Below are 14912 nucleotides of genomic sequence, written 5' to 3'. Positions count from 1 at the left end.
CGATGACACTGACCGAGACAGAGCTCCGCGAGCTTCTCGCCGGGGACGCCGCCACGGGACGGGGCGGGGGACGGGGCGGGGGCGTCGCTCTGGCCGACGTGGACCGGCGCGTCCGCCGCGTCCGCCGGCGACGGGCCGGTGCGGGGGCGGCGCTGGCCACCGGTCTGGCCGCCGCGGTGATGGTCGCGACCGCGCCGCGCACGGTCACGATCGCGCCCCCCGGAGACGGCGGACCGGCCGTCCTGGCGGCCGTTCCCTCCGAGGGCTTTTACCTGACGGGGGAGCGGGTGTTCCTCAACGGAGCGATCGAGACGGGCGGGCGGGTCCTGAGATTTCCCTACACGGGCATCAGCGAGTCGGTGAACGTGCGGGTCGACTGCCGGGACCCGTCGTACGCGCTCGTCTGGCTGAACGGCCGTCTGGTGACGCAGGGCGTGTGCGGCATCCAGAGCGACCACGTCGATCACTCGCTGTCGTGGACCGACGAGTCCGGCGGGGATCTGAGGGGACGCAACGACGTGGACGTCGCGCTGGTGCCGGTCCAGCGGGTCGCGGCGGGCCTCGAACCGGGGGCGCCGATCCCCGCGCTCGGCGAGCGGGAGGCCGGGCGCGTCATCGAGGAGACCGGCGAGTACCGCACCGGCGGACGGCTCACGATCAGGGAGGCGTGGCCTCTCGTGGCGGGGCCGACGCCGGTCGCCTGCGACCAGGACATCGTGATCCGCAGGCCCAACGGGCAGGAGATCCTCTCCTCCGCGTGCGGGGACCCCGCCGTCACACCGTCGCCGGGGTCGCGGAGGTGGTCCCTGCTGGACCTGGAAGCGGACCCGGGAACCGTCGGCTAGGCCGCCTGGCGGGCGGCGCGGACGGCCTGGGCGTGGCGTTCGAGCAGGAGCGCGACCAGTTCGGGGGCGGCGCCGAGGACGCCGCCCACGGCGTGCGCCCCGGCGTCCAGGGCGTCGCGCCGCACGGCGTCGGCGAAGTGGCCGGGGGCCAGCAGGTACGGCGCGACGACGACCTTCGGCGCGCCCGCCCGCCTGAGCCGTTCGACCTCCTCCCGGGGCCTGGGCGCGGCGGCGGAGGCGTAGGCGGCGGTGACCGACCACCAGGGGCGCTCCCGCGCCCACGCGCGGGCGACGGCGGCGATCGTCGCGTTCGCCCGGCCGTCACTGGACCCGGCCGAGACCAGTACCACGGCGGTCTCCGGGTCGCCGATCTCCACCCCGGCCTCGGTGAGGCGGCGTTCGAGGGCCCGGACCAGCAGCGGGTGCGGGCCGAGCGTGGGGCCGCAGACGGCCCGCAGGCGCGGCGCGCGGGCCGACGCCTCCCGCAGGGCCGCCGGGATGTCCACCCGGCTGTGGTAGGCGGCGGTGAGCAGGAGGGGGAGCACGACCGCCTCGTCCAGGCCCGAGAGGGCCCGAGGCAGCGACGGCGGGGCGTGGTCGAGGTAGGCGGCGCGGACGTCGAGGCCGGGCCGGGCCCGCCGTACGCCGTCGAGCAGGGCCTCCACCGTCGCGGTGGCGCGCGGGTCGCGGGACCCGTGCGCCACCGCGATCAGCGGCGCGTTCCCGTGTGGAGCACTCGTCACAGGTGGATGCCGCACTCGATCTTGCCGAGGCCGGACCAGCGCCCGCTGCGCGGGTCCTCGCCCGGCGCCACGCGGCGGGTGCAGGGGGCGCAGCCGATCGACGGGTAGTCGTCGTAGTGCAACGGGTTGATCAGCACGCCGTTGTCGGCGATGTAGTTGTCGACGTCCTCCTGGGTCCACCGGGCGATGGGGTTGACCTTCACCATCTGCCGCTTGGCGTCCCACTCGACGACCTTGGTGTTCGCCCGGGTGGGCGACTCGTCACGGCGGATGCCCGACACCCAGGCGAGGTACGGCTCCAGCGCCCGGTTGAGCGGCTCGACCTTCCGCAGGTAGCAGCACAGGTCGGGGTTGCGCCCGTACAGGCGCGGGCCGAGGTCGCGGTCCTGCTCCTCGACCGTCCTGGACGGCTTCACGTTGATCACGTTGACCTTGTAGACGGTCTCGACCGCGTCGCGGGTGCCGATGGTCTCGGCGAAGTGGTAGCCGGTGTCGATGAACAACACGTCGACGCCCGGCTTCACCCTGCTGACCAGGTCGATCAGCAGGGCGTCGCTCATCGACGAGGTGAGACAGAGGCGGTCGCCGAACGTGGCCGCGGCCCACCGGATGATCTCCCGGGCGGGGGCGTCCTCAAGGAAGCGCGCCGCGGACTCCACGATCCCCTGGAGGTCCAGCGTCGCCCGCTGCCGCTCCAGGCCCGCCTCTATCTCTGCCACCGACATCGTTACTCCTCACACGTCGTTCACTGGTTCATCGGATGATCGGACGACAAGCCTTCGAACAATCACGAACGCACGCCGACGCCGAGGAATTTCACCCGGAAGGCACGGGCGCAGGCCCTGCAGTACCATCCGTGGCTCTCCTCCTCGGTCACGTAGGGCTCCAGGTCCTCGTCGCCGCAGTACGGGCAGTAGAACGGCGCCGCCCGCTCGCTCACTTGAGGTCGCTTTCGTCGGCGCGCTGGACCCACTCGGCGAAGGTCTCGCCCTCGTTCCGCTGCTTCTCGAAGTTGCGGGCGACCCGCTCGACGTAGTCGGGCAGTTCCTCCGCCGTGGCCTTGAGCCCGCGCACCTTCCGGCCGAAGGTCGGGTTGAGCCCGATCGAGCCGCCCAGGTGCACCTGGAAGCCCTCGACCTGCTCACCCTTGTCGTTGGCCACGAGCTGGCCCTTGAGGCCGATGTCGGCGACCTGGATGCGGGCGCAGGAGTTCGGGCAGCCGTTGACGTTGATCGTCAGCGGCTCGGCGAAGTCCGGCAGGCGCCGCTCCAGCTCGTCGATCAGGGCCGACGCGGTGGCCTTGGTCTCGACGATCGCGATCTTGCAGTACTCGATGCCGGTGCAGGCCATCGTCTGGCGGCGGAACGTGGACGGGTTGACCTGGAGGTCGGCGGCCTCCAGCTCGCCGACGATCGACTCCACCTGGTCGGGGGCGACGTCGAGGATGACCATCTTCTGCTCGACCGTCGTGCGGATCCGGGCGGAACCGTGCCGCTCGGCGATGTCGGCGATGCGGTGCAGCGTGTCGCCGTCCAGCCGGCCCACGCGCGGGGCGAAGCCGACGTAGAAGTTGCCGTCCCGCTGCGGGTGGACCCCGACGTGGTCGCGCCGGCCGCTCTGCGGCGCCTCCGGAGCAGGGCCGTCGGGGAGGGCGTACCGCAGGTACTCGGTCTCCAGGACCTGGCGGAACTTCTCCGCGCCCCAGTCGTTGACGAGGAACTTGATCCGCGCCCGGTGGCGCAGGCGGCGGTAGCCGTAGTCGCGGAAGATGCCGGTGACCCCGGCCCACACCTCGTGGACCTGGTCGGGCCGGACGAACGCGCCGAGCCGCTGGGCGAACATCGGGTTGGTCGACAGGCCGCCGCCCACCCAGACGTCGAAGCCGGGCTCGCCCTGCTCGTTCACCACGCCGACGAACGCGACGTCGTTGATCTCGTGGACGGTGCAGTGGGCGGTGCAGCCGCTGATCGCCGTCTTGAACTTGCGCGGCAGGTTGGAGAACGCCTTGTCCCCGACGTACCGGTCGTAGATCTCGTGGATCTGCGGCGTGCCGTCGATCACCTCGCCGGCGTCGATCCCGGCCAGGGGGCAGCCGAGGATGACGCGGGGGGTGTCGCCGCACGCCTCGGTGGTGGACAGGCCGACCGCCTCCAGCCGCCGCCAGATGTCCGGGACCGACTCGATCTCGATCCAGTGGAGCTGGATGTTCTGCCGGTCGGTGACGTCGGCGGTGCCCCGGCCGTAGTCGTTGGAGATGTCGGCGATGGCGCGCAGCTGCTCCAGGCTGAGCTGCCCGCCGTCGATGCGGACCCGCAGCATGAAGTAGCGGTCGTCCAGCTCCTCGTCCGGCAGGATCGCGGTCTTGCCGCCGTCGATGCCGGGCTTGCGCTGGGTGTAGAGACCGAACCAGCGGAAGCGCCCGCGCAGGTCGGCGGGGTCGATCGAGTCGAACCCGCCCTTCGAGTAGATGTCGATGATCCGCTGGCGGACGTTGAGCCCGTCGTCGTTCTTCTTGTTCTCCTCGTTCTTGTTCAGTGGCTCACGGTAACCGAGAGCCCACTGACCTTCGCCGCGCGGGCGTCTGTGGTGGCGGTTCGCCGGGCGGGCCGGGGTGCTCATGGGCACACGTCCTTCTCCGAGGCTCGGGTCGAGATCGGTCTTCGGCGGACACCGGCGCAGGCGGCCTCTCACCTCGCCGGCGGCATTGCGCGGCCGAGTATGAGGGCATACGAAAACGACGCCTGGCCGAGCGCCCGGGTAACGGAGGGCGACGGTCAGCCGGCGTCGATACAGATCGCGCTACGGACGCGCAGGAGATCGACGTGGCGTCGCACGACGAGCAACGGGTCCGCTGGCATGTCCCAAACGATACCCCCGAGATCCTGGATGTCCAAGTTCGTGTCCAGGATGCGGGATTGTAACGGCATAATGACGGGAGGTTGTCAGCCCTTGCGGACCCAGTTCTCCGGCGGCTCCGCCTCGCGGTCCTGCTCGGCCGGCTCCTTGTGCTGGCAGTCGCACCAGGACCCGCCACGGCACTCCTCGTGCCTGTGTTCCCCGCACGCCCGGCAGATCATGTCTTCATTGTTCCCCTCCCATGACAGCCGGATGACACCCGCGCGGACCCAGGTGAGAGTCGTGATTATCGCGAGAGGGGGGCGGGGGCCCCTATTCTGGGCGGCGACGATCCGCTCGCACGTCACGTGATAAGAGCCACGCCGGCGGGTAGAGCCCAGTTCTCATGACCGGTTGGGTGCCATGACCTCCACGGACGCGCGGGCGCGCAGGCCGCGGCGCATCACGCGCAAAGGCATGGCCATCGCCCGCGCGCGCCTGAGCTGGGTACGCGAGACGACCATCTGGGCCCTGGTCAAGGCGACCACGATGGCGGGGGTCAACTACCGGGTGACCGGGCTGGCGGGCGAGGCGGCGTTCTTCGCCCTGCTGTCGCTGCCGCCGTTCGTGCTGGGGCTGCTCGGGGTCATGGGTCATCTGAGCGGGCTGCTCGGCGACGCCGGCGTCGCCGAGATCAGGCGCTGGGTGGTGGACCAGTCCGAGTTGTTGTTCACGCACAACACGGTGGAACGGGTCGTGCAGCCGCTGCTGTCCGACGTGCTGAGCGGCGGCCAGGTCTCGCTGATCTCCGTCGGGTTCCTGCTGTCGCTGTGGTCGGGCTCTCGGGCCCTGTTCGTGTACGTCGACCTCATCTCCATCGCGTACGGGCTGGGGGAGACCCGGGGGATCATCCGCACCCGCGTCCTGTCGTTCGGCCTCTACGTCGCGGCGCTGCTGATGGGCCTGGTCGTCATGCCGGTCCTGGTGATCGGTCCCACGCTGATGTCCAACGCCCTGCCCAGGTACGCCGCGCTGGTGACGATCCTCTACTGGCCCGTGCTCGTCGTCGGCTCGGTGCTGATGCTCACGCTGCTCTACCACGTGAGCGTGCCGCACCGTACGCGCTGGTGGCGGGAGACGCCGGGGGCCGTGCTCGCGCTGGTGATCTGGATCGTGTGCGCGGCGTTCCTGCGCGAGGTGCTGGCCGCGTGGTTCACCCCGCTGTCGATCTACGGCTCGCTGGCGGCGCCCATCGCCGTGCTGCTGTGGCTCTACATCACCGCGCTCGCCGTGCTCATCGGGGCGACCCTGAACGCGGAGATCGACCGGCTGTGGCCGCTGGGCGGCGCCCCCCGGCACGAGCACCATCACCGCAAGTCCGGCAAGGCATGATCTGGCCCCGTCGCCGATGAGTGAGGGCACCGCCGCGTCCCGATAAGGTGGGAGGGTCGCGACTGGCGCTGACGAGCCCGGCAGGGGAGCGTCGCTAGGTGGGGCACCACCGGGGAGCGAATCAGCGGAGGCCGTGCGCCTGGGTCGCCGCCGCTGTCGACGTGGAGAAGGAAGGCGCCATGGCTGAGCACTCGCTGAACGTCGTCGATCCCGAGATCGCCGAACTGATCAGGGCGGAGGAGCGGCGGCAGGCCGACACCGTCAAGCTGATCGCGTCCGAGAACTACGTGTCCAGGGCCGTCCTGGAGGCGACCGGCACCGTTCTCACCAACAAGTACTCCGAGGGCTACCCGGGCAAGCGCTACTACGAGGGCCAGCAGGTCATCGACCAGATCGAGACGCTGGCCGTCGAGCGGGCGAAGTCGGTCTTCGGCGTGAACCACGCCAACGTCCAGCCGTACTCGGGCTCGCCCGCGAACCTCGCCGTCTACCTGGCGTTCCTGAACCCGGGCGACACCGTCCTCGGCATGGGCCTGCCGTTCGGCGGCCACCTCACCCACGGCTGGTCGGTGTCGGCCACCGGCAAGTGGTTCAACTCCGTGAAGTACGGCGTGCGCCGCGACACGGGCCGCATCGACATGGACGAGGTGCGCGCCCTGGCGCTGGAGCACCGGCCCAAGCTGATCTTCTGCGGCGGCACCGCGATCCCGCGCACGATCGACTTCCCGGCCTTCGCCGAGATCGCCAGGGAGGTCGGCGCCGTGCTGGCGGCCGACATCGCCCACATCGCGGGCCTCGTCGCGGGCGGCGCCCACCCCTCGCCCGTCGGGCACGCGGACGTGATCTCCACGACCACCCACAAGACCCTGCGCGGCCCCCGCGGCGCGATGCTCATGGCGAACTCGGACGAGGTCGCCACCGCGCTCAACAAGGCCGTCTTCCCCGGCCTCCAGGGCGGCCCGCACAACCACACCACCGCCGCCATCGCCGTCGCCCTGCACGAGGCCGCCCGGCCGGAGTTCAGGGCGTACGCCGCGCAGATCGTGAAGAACGCCCAGGCGCTCGCCGACGAGCTCCTGAACCGCGGCTTCGACCTCGTCTCCGGCGGCACCGACAACCACCTGATCCTGATGGACCTCACGTCCAAGGGCGTCGGGGGCAAGCCGGCGGCGCAGGCGCTCGACCGGGCGGGCCTGGAGACCAACTACAACACCGTGCCGTTCGACCCGCGCAAGCCGTTCGACCCGTCGGGCATCCGGATCGGCACGCCCTCGGTCACGTCGCGCGGCATGGGCGAGGCCGAGATGCGGCAGATCGCCGCCTGGATGGACGAGGTCGTCACCGCCGTGGCCAAGGGCGACGCGGAGGACGTCATCGCGCGGGTGCACGGCGAGGTCACGGAGCTGACGAGCCGGTTCCCGGCTCCCGGCCTTTCCTGATCCCCGGGAAAAAAAGGGTTGCGGGAGGTGGCGGCGGTGCTGCTAACGTTCCCGCATCCGACGCCGCTCGCGCGTCATGAGGGTGGCCGCCGGTTGGCGGCCTGACACCGGGGAGGTGAGGACCATGCGGGTCTTTCTGACGACCATGCCGTCCGTCATCTCCCGGGTGTCCGTATAACCCTTTTCCGCAGGGACACCCGGTCTTTCCGAAGGGTGTCCACAGCAATGTCGTACGAACTCTCGCTTCTCGGCTGGCACGACGACCTCGCCGAGTCGCTTCCCGACCTTCCCGGCGGGGCCGTGCCCGGCCGGGTGGCGCGGGTCGACCGCGGCGCCGCCGAGGTCGTCGCCGCCGGCGGGACCCACCACGCGCGGCTGTCCGCCCGCGTACGGAGGGCCGCGGCGGCCGACCCGCTCGCGCTTCCGTGCGTGGGAGACTGGGTCGCGCTCACCCCCCTCGCCGAGGGCCGGCACGAGCTGGCGGAGGTGCTGCCGCGCCGTACGGCCTTCGTCCGGGGCGGCGTGAGCCGCGACTCGCGCGGCGGCCTGTCCGGCGACGGCCAGGGGCAGGTGCTGGCCGCGAACGTCGACGTCGTCTTCGTGGCCGAGCCGTCCATGCACGCCGACGACTTCGCCGATCTCGGCAGGATCGAGCGCCTCGTGGCGCTGGCCTGGGAGAGCGGCGCCCGGCCGGTCGTGCTCGTCACCAAGGCCGACCTGTTCGCCGATCTGCAGGACCGGGTGCTCGGCGACCTGCTCGCCGACGTCGAGGCGGCGGTGCCCGGGGTGGAGGTCCACCCGGTCTGCTCGCTCACCGGCGACGGCGTGGACCTGGTGCGGGCCCATCTCGGCGAATCCGGCACCGCGGTGATCCTCGGTCCCTCGGGCGCGGGCAAGTCCACGCTCGTCAACGCCCTCGCCGGTGCGGAGGTGATGGAGACCCAGCGCGTCAGGGCCGGCGACGGGCGGGGCAGGCACACGACCGTCCACCGGCAGCTCATCCCGCTGCCCGGCGGCGGGCTGATCATCGACACCCCCGGCATCCGCCGGGTGGGACTGTACGAGACGAGCGAGGGCGTGGACCTGGTCTTCGCCGAGATCGACGAACTGGCCGGCGGCTGCCGGTTCTCCGACTGCGGGCACGGCCAGGAGCCGGGCTGCGCCGTGATCGCGGCGGTGGAGTCGGGCGAGCTGCCCGAGCGGCGGCTGGAGAGCTGGCGCCGGCTTCAGCGGGAGGCGGCCTGGATGGCCCGCCGCACCGACGCGCGGCTGCGCGCCGAGGAGACCCGCAAGTGGAAGTCGATCCACCGGCAGATGCGCGGCATGGGCCGCCCGTAGCGGCCCGCGCGACGACGGGCCGGACACCAGAAGGGCGTTTCACGCCTGCCGTCTGTCCGGGGGACAGGGGCGGGACGTGGAACGCCCTGTGGGTGACGCTGTGATGACGCTGTGGTGGAACCGTGGTGACGCGTGTCGGGGAAGGGGAAAATCGCTCAGGCGACGGCGCTGATGCCGGCGCTGGCGGCGCGGCGCATGCGGCGGCGACGCTCGGAAGCGCGCTCGTCCTCGTTGAGACCGCCCCAGGTGCCGTACTTCTCGGGCCGCGAGAGCGCGTAGTCGAGGCACTCCGCGCGCACAGGACACTGAGCACAGATGGCCTTGGCCTTGCGCTCCCGGATGTCGCGCTCGGGCTGACGCTCGCCGTCAGGACCGAAGAACAGCACCAGGTCCTCTCCCCGGCACGCGGCATCATCCTGCCAACCCCAGCTGGGGCGCGGGCGGGCGAGCTGCCGACGTACCTGAGACATGAGAAACCACCTTTGGTGAGAGGTATTTCAGTGTTTGTGCCGCTTTGGACGCTTGTGGCGTCCCTTGTGCCAACGCCGGGATAGGCCGTGGTGTTCCCGGCTTCTCGCGAAGCCCTCAGGTCGATACCGGCATGAGCGGACTCAGTTCGGCCAACCTGTAGGTCGGGATTCCGTCGGCGCAGGTCATCCCGCACGGCGCCGAGAACACCGTGGGTTCGACCACGACCCGGAATCGCGACGTCCCACGCCCCGTCGTGCACCGCACGACGCAGACGGTGGAGTCGCCGACCGACCGGGAGGATTCCACGGCCACCCCGCCGACCGAGATCTCGCCCGTATGAGCGCGGACGAAGTGCTCGGCGGCCTGGAGTGGCTCAGGGATACCCGCGCGTCCCCGGAAACGGTCGAGGACGACCTCGCCGTGCCGGTACGCGTTTGCCGCCGCGATCGCAGCAGCCTGAGACATGCTGCCGTAGTAAAGCCCGTGTGGCAAGCATACGAGGTTGGCGGCGTATCGATCGCCGCCAACATGTGTGGTTTCCCACACTTCGCCGGGCAGGTTCTCGCTGAGGAACCGGGCCAGCGGCAGTCCGAGCCGAGCGCAGCAGGCGTTGTGCTTGCCGTGGGTGCAGACCAGGAACATCGGCTCGTTCACCAGTATGCAGGACTCCGGAACCACTCCGTGCACGAGAGACCGCAGGTCAAGATCGTCCGGGCTCTCCGGGAACGCCTCCGCGAGCCACGGCTCGTTCACCGCGGCGGCGGCGAGGTAGACGTGCAGCGGGCCGCTCCGGGCCTCCCTGCGGCCGGGGCGGCGGATAAGCTGCGGCCGGATCCCGAGTTCGCGCGCGCGGGAGATCAGCGTGCGGGCGTCGTCCGGCAGCCGGCACTCCTCGATCTCCGCGGCCCAGGGCCCCGCGTGCTCGATGAGCAGCCAGAACCGGCCCTTCTTGGTCGCGCTCGCCAGGACGGGAGCCTCCCCCGTGTGGCACGCGGCGGGGTGCTCGCACCCGTTGGCCATCAGGTCCCGTCCCTCCCGTACGTTTCTTAGGTAAGACTAACCTTATCCAATGAGGTCAAGAATCGGGTGACTTCCCCGACGAATCAGGAACAAACGCCTTCGCGGTGGGGTCAGGCGCGATAAAGGGCGGCCTCGGCGGCGGGAAGGGCGGCCGCCCGGTCCTCCGCCACCAGGCCGATCCTGGTCCGCCGGTCCAGCAGGTCGCCGGCGTCGAGCGCGCCCTCGTGGCGGACCGCCCAGACCAGATCGGCCAGGGTGATCCCCGCCGCCACCGGCTCGGCCAGCTCCGGCTCGCGCCGCATCAGGTCCAGCACCGCCCCGGCCTCCGCGCCGTACCGCAGGACCAGCCGCCGGGGGAAGCCCGGCCGCACCGGTCCGGCCCCGGCCAGCGGCAGCCGCGCCGTACGGCTCGCGGGCGCGTGGGGGCAGGCGGCGCCGACGGCGTCCTCGGCCATCCGGCGGTAGGTGGTGAGCTTGCCGCCGACGACGGTGACCACGCCGTCCGGCGAGCGCAGCACGGCGTGCCGGCGGGACAGGTCCGCGGTGGCCCCGCCGACCCGGCCCGCCCCGCCCGGGCCGTCGACCAGCGGCCGCAGGCCGGCGAAGGCGCCCGCCACCTGGTCGCGGCCCAGGGGACGGTCCAGCACGCCGCCCAGAACCTCCAGCAGGAAGGCCACGTCGCTCTCCGGCGCCTCGGGGACGTCCGGGACCGCGCCGTCCAGCGGCTCGTCCGTCAGCCCCACGTAGATCCGCCCGTCGGCCTGGGGGAGCACCAGCGCGAAGCGGGCGCGCTCGCCCGGGATCGGCACGTGCAGCCCAGCGCGCAGCGCGCCCAGGGCTCCCGGCCGCAGCACGAGGTGGGTGCCCCGCGACGGCCGCAGCGCCACCGAGGGCACCAGCCCCCCGGCCCACACGCCGGTCGCGTTGACCACCGCCCGCGCCCGGATGTCGAACTCCGCGCCGGTCAGCTCGTCGCGCACCCGGGCGCCGTCCCCGGCGAGCGCCAGCGCGCGGCACCGGGTGAGCACCCGCGCGCCGTGGGCGGCGGCCGTACGGGCGATCGCGACCACCAGGCGGGCGTCGTCCACCACCCGGCCGTCCCAGGACAGGAGCGCGCCACGCAGGCCGTGCGGGCGCAGGGACGGGGCGAGGGCGAGCGCCCGCGCGGCGGTCAGGCGGGACGGCCCGGGCAGCAGGCTCCTCGGCGTGCCCGCGGCGGCCCGCAGCGCGTCGCCCAGCCGGTAACCGGTCATCACGGTCGCGGCCTCACCCGGGCCGACATCGGACGTCAGCGGCAGCAGGTACGGGTGCGCGGCCACGAGGTGGGGGGCGGTGCGGCGGAGCAGGACGCCGCGTTCCACGGCGCTCTCCCAGGCCACGCCGACCTGGCCGCTGGCGAGGTAGCGCAGCCCGCCGTGGACCAGCTTGGAACTCCACCGGGAGGTGCCGAAGGCCAGGTCGTGGGCGTCCACCGCGGCCACCGACAGCCCGCGTGAGGCGGCGTCGAGCGCGGCCCCGGCCCCCGTCACGCCCAGGCCCACCACGAGCACGTCGACGACGACCGTGCGCACCTCGTCGAGTTCCCGGGCCCGCCGGGCGGCGTTCAGTGAGGATTCCATGACCCCGCCTCTATGGTCGCGTTACCCTTGAGTAACCTATCTGGAGGCGCACCGGTCATGGAATCCCCTCTCCTGCCCGCGGAACCCATGCTCTGGTCGGGCTGGGGCGACCCCGCCAGGGCCGCCGAGCTGCCCGCGCCGGTGCGCGAACTGCTCACGGAGCTTCTCGGCGTGCGCCCGCCCGCCGCCCCGGCCGCGACGTTCGGCGAGGTGCGGCTGCCCCCGGCGGCCCTGCCGCAGGCCGTCCTCGCCGCGCTGGCCGCCGTGACCGGCGAGGAGCACGTGCGGGCCGACGACGACGCCCGCATCCGGCACACCCGGGGCAAGTCCACGCCCGACCTGCTGCTGATGCGCGCGGGGGACGCCTCCGACGCGCCCGACGCCGTCGTGCTCCCCGGCTCGCACGAGGAGGTCGTGGAGGTGCTGCGCCTGTGCGCGGAGCACCGGGTGGCGGTGGTGCCGTTCGGCGGGGGCACGTCGGTGGTCGGCGGGCTCACCCCCGCACGGCGGGGCTACGCGGGAGTGGTCGCCCTCGACCTCGGCAGGCTCGACCGCCTGCGGTCCGTCGACCCCGTCTCGATGACCGCCGACCTGGAGCCGGGACTGCGCGCGCCGCAGGCGGAGCGGTTGCTCGCCGGGCACGGGCTGACGCTCGGGCACTTCCCCCAGTCGTACGAGTACGCGACGCTCGGCGGGTTCGCGGCGGCCCGGTCCAGCGGGCAGGCCTCGGCCGGCTACGGCAGGTTCGACGACATGGTCGTGGGCATGACCGTGGCGACGCCGCGCGGCACGCTGGAGATCGGCCGTGCCCCCAAGTCGGCCGCCGGGCCCGACCTGCGCCAGGTGTTCCTGGGCTCCGAGGGCGCCTTCGGGGTGATCACCTCGCTGCGGCTGCGGGTCCACCGGGCCCCGGCCGTCCGGGCGTACGAGGGCTGGCGGTTCGAGACCTTCGCGGCGGGGACGGCCGCCCTGCGGCGGCTCGCGCAGGAGGGCGCGCCGCCCACCGTGCTGCGCCTGTCGGACGAGACCGAGACGATGGTCGGGCTGGCGAAGCCCACGGACCTCGGAACGCCCGGGGGCGACTCGGGCTGCCTGGTCGTGGCGGGCTTCGAGGGCGCCCCGGGCGACGTGGCCCACCGCCGGGAGCACGCCGCCGCGCTGCTCGTGGAGGCCGGCGGGGTGCACCTCGGGCCGGAGCCGGGGGAGAAGTGGGCGCAGGGCCGGTTCTCGGCCCCCTACCTGCGCGACTCCCTGCTGGCCGCCGGGGCGACAGTGGAGACGCTGGAGACCGCCTGCTTCTGGTCGGACCTGCCGCGCCTGTACGACGCCGTACGGCTGGCCCTGCTCGGCGCGCTCGGCGCACCGCTGGTCATGTGCCACATCTCCCACGTGTACGCCACGGGGGCGTCGCTGTACTTCACCGTGGTGACGGCGCAGACGGGCGACCCGCTGGCGCAGTGGGCGGCGGCCAAGCGCGCCGCCGGCGAGGCGATCGTCGCGGCGGGCGGCACGATCTCGCACCACCACGGCGTCGGCCGTGACCACCTGGAGGCGTACGCCGCGGAGATCGGCGACCTGGGCGGCGAGATCCTGCGCGGGATCAAGGAACGGCTCGATCCGGCCGGGATCCTCAACCCGGGTGTGCTGATCCCGGTGTACTGATCCCCGGAAAACGCCAAGATTGTCCCCATGGTCGATGTGGGCGCGGCGGCGGCGCGGGGAAAGCAGGTCTCGTCACGGGTGTCGGAGGCGGGAGCGGGCTGGGCCTGCTCGCAGATCGGCACGTTCCAGGCGCTGCGCCCCAACCAGGACTCCTTCAGCTGGCTGAGCCCTGCGACGCTCTGGCGCTCGCGCAACGAGGTGATCGCCCAGCTCTTCGGCGATCCCTCGCCGCAGGTGCGCCGCCGCTGGGTGGCGGCCCAGCGCGACCGCGGCGCCGACCCCGACTTCCGGGTCAGGCTCGACCTCGGGGAGGAGTTCTCGTTCCTGCTGCTCGGCGACACCGGCGAGGGCGACGCCTCGCAGTACGCGGTGGTGCCCGGGCTGCTCAGGCTCGGCGAGGGCACGTCGTTCGCCGTCGTCGCCAGCGACGTGATCTACCCGACCGGCTCGGGCAACGAGTACTGCGACAAGTTCTTCCGGCCCTACAAGGACTACCCGGCCCCGATCTTCGCGATTCCCGGCAACCACGACTGGTACGACGGGCTCGGCGGCTTCATGCGGGTCTTCTGCGACGCCCGCCCCCTGTCCGCCGAACGGCGCGGCTTCCGCCTGTCGCCTGGCGGGCTGCGCGGGCTGCTGTGGAAGAAGCCGGAGACGATCGACGAGAACGCCCTGGCCGAGGCGAGGAAGATGCGCCCGGACCCCGGGCCCGCCCTGCCGGGGCCGTACTGGGTGATCGACACCGGCCGCCTGCTGCTGGTCGGCATCGACACCGGGATCAAGGGCACCCTCGACCGCGAACAGGGCGAGTGGCTGCGCCGGGTCTCCGCCGACCCCAGGCCGAAGGTCCTGGTCACCGGCAAGCCGATCTACGTCAACAACGCCTACCACCCGTGCGAGATCGAGGGCGGCGGCACGGTGGACGACGTCGTCCGCGACCCGGCGAACAACTACGTGGCCGCCGTCGGCGGCGACGTCCACAACTACCAGCGCTATCCCGTACGGGTGGACGGCCGGCTCATCCAGTACGTGGTCTCCGGGGGCGGCGGGGCGTTCATGCACGCCACGCACACCATCCCCCGGGTGGACGTGGCCGGGGTCCACGAGGACGACTTCAAGTGCTATCCGCTGCGCGGCGACTCGCTGTCGTTCTACAGCCTGCTCTACAGCAGGCGGCTGCGGCTGCGCGGGCTGTACGTCACCCCGGAGGAGGGCCTGGCCCTGATGTCCCGGCAGATCGGGAACACCCCGCCCCGGCCCACGCCCGGAGCGCCGATCGGCGCGCGGGTGAGGTGGGCGGCCCGGCTGCTCGGCGGCTGGCCGATGCCGTTCCACCTGCCGGTCGGGCGGGTCTTCCACCGGTACATCTCGGAGCTGTCCGACTGGGACACCCCGCCCTTCTTCAAGAGCTTCCTGCACATGTCGGTGACCGGGGACACGCTGCGGCTGCGCTGCTTCGCCGCGACCGGCTGCCTCCCCCAGGAGCAGGAGCCCCCACTGGAGGACGAGGTCGAGATCCCCCTCTGACGGGATTGTCGGTGCGGGCTG

General features: G+C 72.4%; 15 protein-coding genes. 6 read left to right on the top strand and 9 right to left on the bottom strand.

Annotated elements, in window-relative coordinates; all coding sequences use genetic code 11:
* Positions 1 to 2 precede the first annotated feature (2 nt).
* Positions 3 to 845, top strand: coding sequence for a hypothetical protein (locus tag HHX33_RS09345; protein WP_182874226.1), 843 nt, complete (start codon positions 3 to 5; stop codon positions 843 to 845).
* On the opposite strand, the gene HHX33_RS09340 is transcribed toward HHX33_RS09345, so the two are convergent.
* The 6 genes from HHX33_RS09340 to HHX33_RS35750 all read right to left on the bottom strand — a co-directional run bounded on the left by HHX33_RS09340 (position 842) and on the right by HHX33_RS35750 (position 4665).
* Positions 842 to 1588 carry a sirohydrochlorin chelatase gene (locus tag HHX33_RS09340; protein WP_182874225.1) on the bottom strand — a complete coding sequence of 249 codons (747 nt, stop codon included), beginning with the start codon at positions 1586 to 1588 and terminating at the stop codon, positions 842 to 844. The two genes, HHX33_RS09345 and HHX33_RS09340, sit on opposite strands and share 4 nt — an antisense overlap.
* Complete coding sequence (locus HHX33_RS09335) at positions 1585 to 2313, bottom strand: phosphoadenylyl-sulfate reductase (protein ID WP_111699547.1); 729 nt, start codon at positions 2311 to 2313, stop codon at positions 1585 to 1587. Before HHX33_RS09335 ends, HHX33_RS09340 begins: the two co-directional genes overlap by 4 nt.
* Before the next feature lie 62 nt (positions 2314 to 2375).
* Positions 2376 to 2528: an Insertion element protein gene (locus tag HHX33_RS09330; RefSeq protein ID WP_111699548.1), complete on the bottom strand. Its 153-nt coding sequence runs from the start codon at positions 2526 to 2528 to the stop codon at positions 2376 to 2378.
* Positions 2525 to 4207, bottom strand: a complete 1683-nt coding sequence (locus HHX33_RS09325; protein WP_182874224.1) for a nitrite/sulfite reductase — start codon at positions 4205 to 4207, stop codon at positions 2525 to 2527. Before HHX33_RS09325 ends, HHX33_RS09330 begins: the two co-directional genes overlap by 4 nt.
* A gap of 155 nt (positions 4208 to 4362) precedes the next feature.
* Entirely contained in the window at positions 4363 to 4446 is an 84-nt protein-coding gene (locus HHX33_RS37680) for a putative leader peptide (RefSeq protein ID WP_357054749.1), read from the bottom strand.
* A gap of 84 nt (positions 4447 to 4530) precedes the next feature.
* Positions 4531 to 4665: a hypothetical protein gene (locus tag HHX33_RS35750; protein ID WP_259402300.1), complete on the bottom strand. Its 135-nt coding sequence runs from the start codon at positions 4663 to 4665 to the stop codon at positions 4531 to 4533.
* 181 nt (positions 4666 to 4846) lie between these two features.
* Here HHX33_RS35750 and HHX33_RS09320 point away from each other — a divergent pair, with 181 nt between their 5' ends.
* From HHX33_RS09320 to rsgA, 3 genes are all read left to right on the top strand, one after another.
* A complete protein-coding gene (locus HHX33_RS09320) occupies positions 4847 to 5815 on the top strand; it encodes a YihY/virulence factor BrkB family protein (protein WP_259402299.1) in 969 nt (322 codons plus the stop codon).
* A gap of 179 nt (positions 5816 to 5994) precedes the next feature.
* The gene (glyA, locus tag HHX33_RS09315; protein ID WP_182874223.1) at positions 5995 to 7254 is read left to right on the top strand and encodes a serine hydroxymethyltransferase; all 1260 of its coding nucleotides are present in this window, start codon (positions 5995 to 5997) and stop codon (positions 7252 to 7254) included.
* Between the two features lie 225 nt (positions 7255 to 7479).
* Complete coding sequence (gene rsgA / locus HHX33_RS09310; RefSeq protein WP_182874222.1) at positions 7480 to 8592, top strand: ribosome small subunit-dependent GTPase A; 1113 nt, start codon at positions 7480 to 7482, stop codon at positions 8590 to 8592.
* A 155-nt stretch (positions 8593 to 8747) separates the two neighbouring features.
* Here the strand turns inward: rsgA and HHX33_RS09305 are convergent, their stop codons facing one another.
* The 3 genes from HHX33_RS09305 to HHX33_RS09295 all read right to left on the bottom strand — a co-directional run bounded on the left by HHX33_RS09305 (position 8748) and on the right by HHX33_RS09295 (position 11702).
* Positions 8748 to 9062 (bottom strand): WhiB family transcriptional regulator, encoded by a 315-nt coding sequence (locus tag HHX33_RS09305; protein WP_076434697.1) that lies wholly within the window; start codon positions 9060 to 9062, stop codon positions 8748 to 8750.
* Positions 9063 to 9177: 115 nt separating this feature from the next.
* Positions 9178 to 10083: a sucrase ferredoxin gene (locus tag HHX33_RS09300; protein WP_111699553.1), complete on the bottom strand. Its 906-nt coding sequence runs from the start codon at positions 10081 to 10083 to the stop codon at positions 9178 to 9180.
* 110 nt (positions 10084 to 10193) lie between these two features.
* The gene (locus HHX33_RS09295) at positions 10194 to 11702 is read right to left on the bottom strand and encodes a glycerol-3-phosphate dehydrogenase/oxidase (RefSeq protein WP_182874221.1); all 1509 of its coding nucleotides are present in this window, start codon (positions 11700 to 11702) and stop codon (positions 10194 to 10196) included.
* A gap of 57 nt (positions 11703 to 11759) precedes the next feature.
* Here HHX33_RS09295 and HHX33_RS09290 point away from each other — a divergent pair, with 57 nt between their 5' ends.
* Positions 11760 to 13364, top strand: a complete 1605-nt coding sequence (locus HHX33_RS09290) for an FAD-binding oxidoreductase (RefSeq protein WP_259402298.1) — start codon at positions 11760 to 11762, stop codon at positions 13362 to 13364.
* Between the two features lie 27 nt (positions 13365 to 13391).
* Positions 13392 to 14891, top strand: coding sequence for a metallophosphoesterase family protein (locus HHX33_RS09285; RefSeq protein ID WP_182874220.1), 1500 nt, complete (start codon positions 13392 to 13394; stop codon positions 14889 to 14891).
* The last annotated feature ends 21 nt before the right edge of the window (positions 14892 to 14912 follow it).

The sequence above is a fragment of the Microbispora sp. H10670 genome (assembly GCF_014161385.1).
GTDB lineage: Bacteria > Actinomycetota > Actinomycetes > Streptosporangiales > Streptosporangiaceae > Microbispora > Microbispora triticiradicis.
Note: the sequence above shows the minus strand (reverse complement) of the source record. Positions and strands in the feature narration are given on the sequence as shown.

What these genes read in the sequence shown, in the direction of transcription:
- HHX33_RS09320 (WP_259402299.1), top strand. Translation starts at nt 4,847, where the DNA reads ATGACCTCCACGGACGCGCGGGCGCGCAGGCCGCGGCGCATCACGCGC.
- HHX33_RS37680 (WP_357054749.1), bottom strand. Translation starts at nt 4,446, where the DNA reads ATGCCAGCGGACCCGTTGCTCGTCGTGCGACGCCACGTCGATCTCCTG.
- HHX33_RS09325 (WP_182874224.1), bottom strand. Translation starts at nt 4,207, where the DNA reads ATGAGCACCCCGGCCCGCCCGGCGAACCGCCACCACAGACGCCCGCGC.
- HHX33_RS09290 (WP_259402298.1), top strand. Translation starts at nt 11,760, where the DNA reads ATGGAATCCCCTCTCCTGCCCGCGGAACCCATGCTCTGGTCGGGCTGG.
- HHX33_RS35750 (WP_259402300.1), bottom strand. Translation starts at nt 4,665, where the DNA reads ATGATCTGCCGGGCGTGCGGGGAACACAGGCACGAGGAGTGCCGTGGC.
- HHX33_RS09305 (WP_076434697.1), bottom strand. Translation starts at nt 9,062, where the DNA reads ATGTCTCAGGTACGTCGGCAGCTCGCCCGCCCGCGCCCCAGCTGGGGT.
- HHX33_RS09345 (WP_182874226.1), top strand. Translation starts at nt 3, where the DNA reads ATGACACTGACCGAGACAGAGCTCCGCGAGCTTCTCGCCGGGGACGCC.
- HHX33_RS09295 (WP_182874221.1), bottom strand. Translation starts at nt 11,702, where the DNA reads ATGGAATCCTCACTGAACGCCGCCCGGCGGGCCCGGGAACTCGACGAG.
- HHX33_RS09285 (WP_182874220.1), top strand. Translation starts at nt 13,392, where the DNA reads ATGGTCGATGTGGGCGCGGCGGCGGCGCGGGGAAAGCAGGTCTCGTCA.
- HHX33_RS09335 (WP_111699547.1), bottom strand. Translation starts at nt 2,313, where the DNA reads ATGTCGGTGGCAGAGATAGAGGCGGGCCTGGAGCGGCAGCGGGCGACG.
- HHX33_RS09300 (WP_111699553.1), bottom strand. Translation starts at nt 10,083, where the DNA reads ATGGCCAACGGGTGCGAGCACCCCGCCGCGTGCCACACGGGGGAGGCT.
- glyA (WP_182874223.1), top strand. Translation starts at nt 5,995, where the DNA reads ATGGCTGAGCACTCGCTGAACGTCGTCGATCCCGAGATCGCCGAACTG.
- rsgA (WP_182874222.1), top strand. Translation starts at nt 7,480, where the DNA reads ATGTCGTACGAACTCTCGCTTCTCGGCTGGCACGACGACCTCGCCGAG.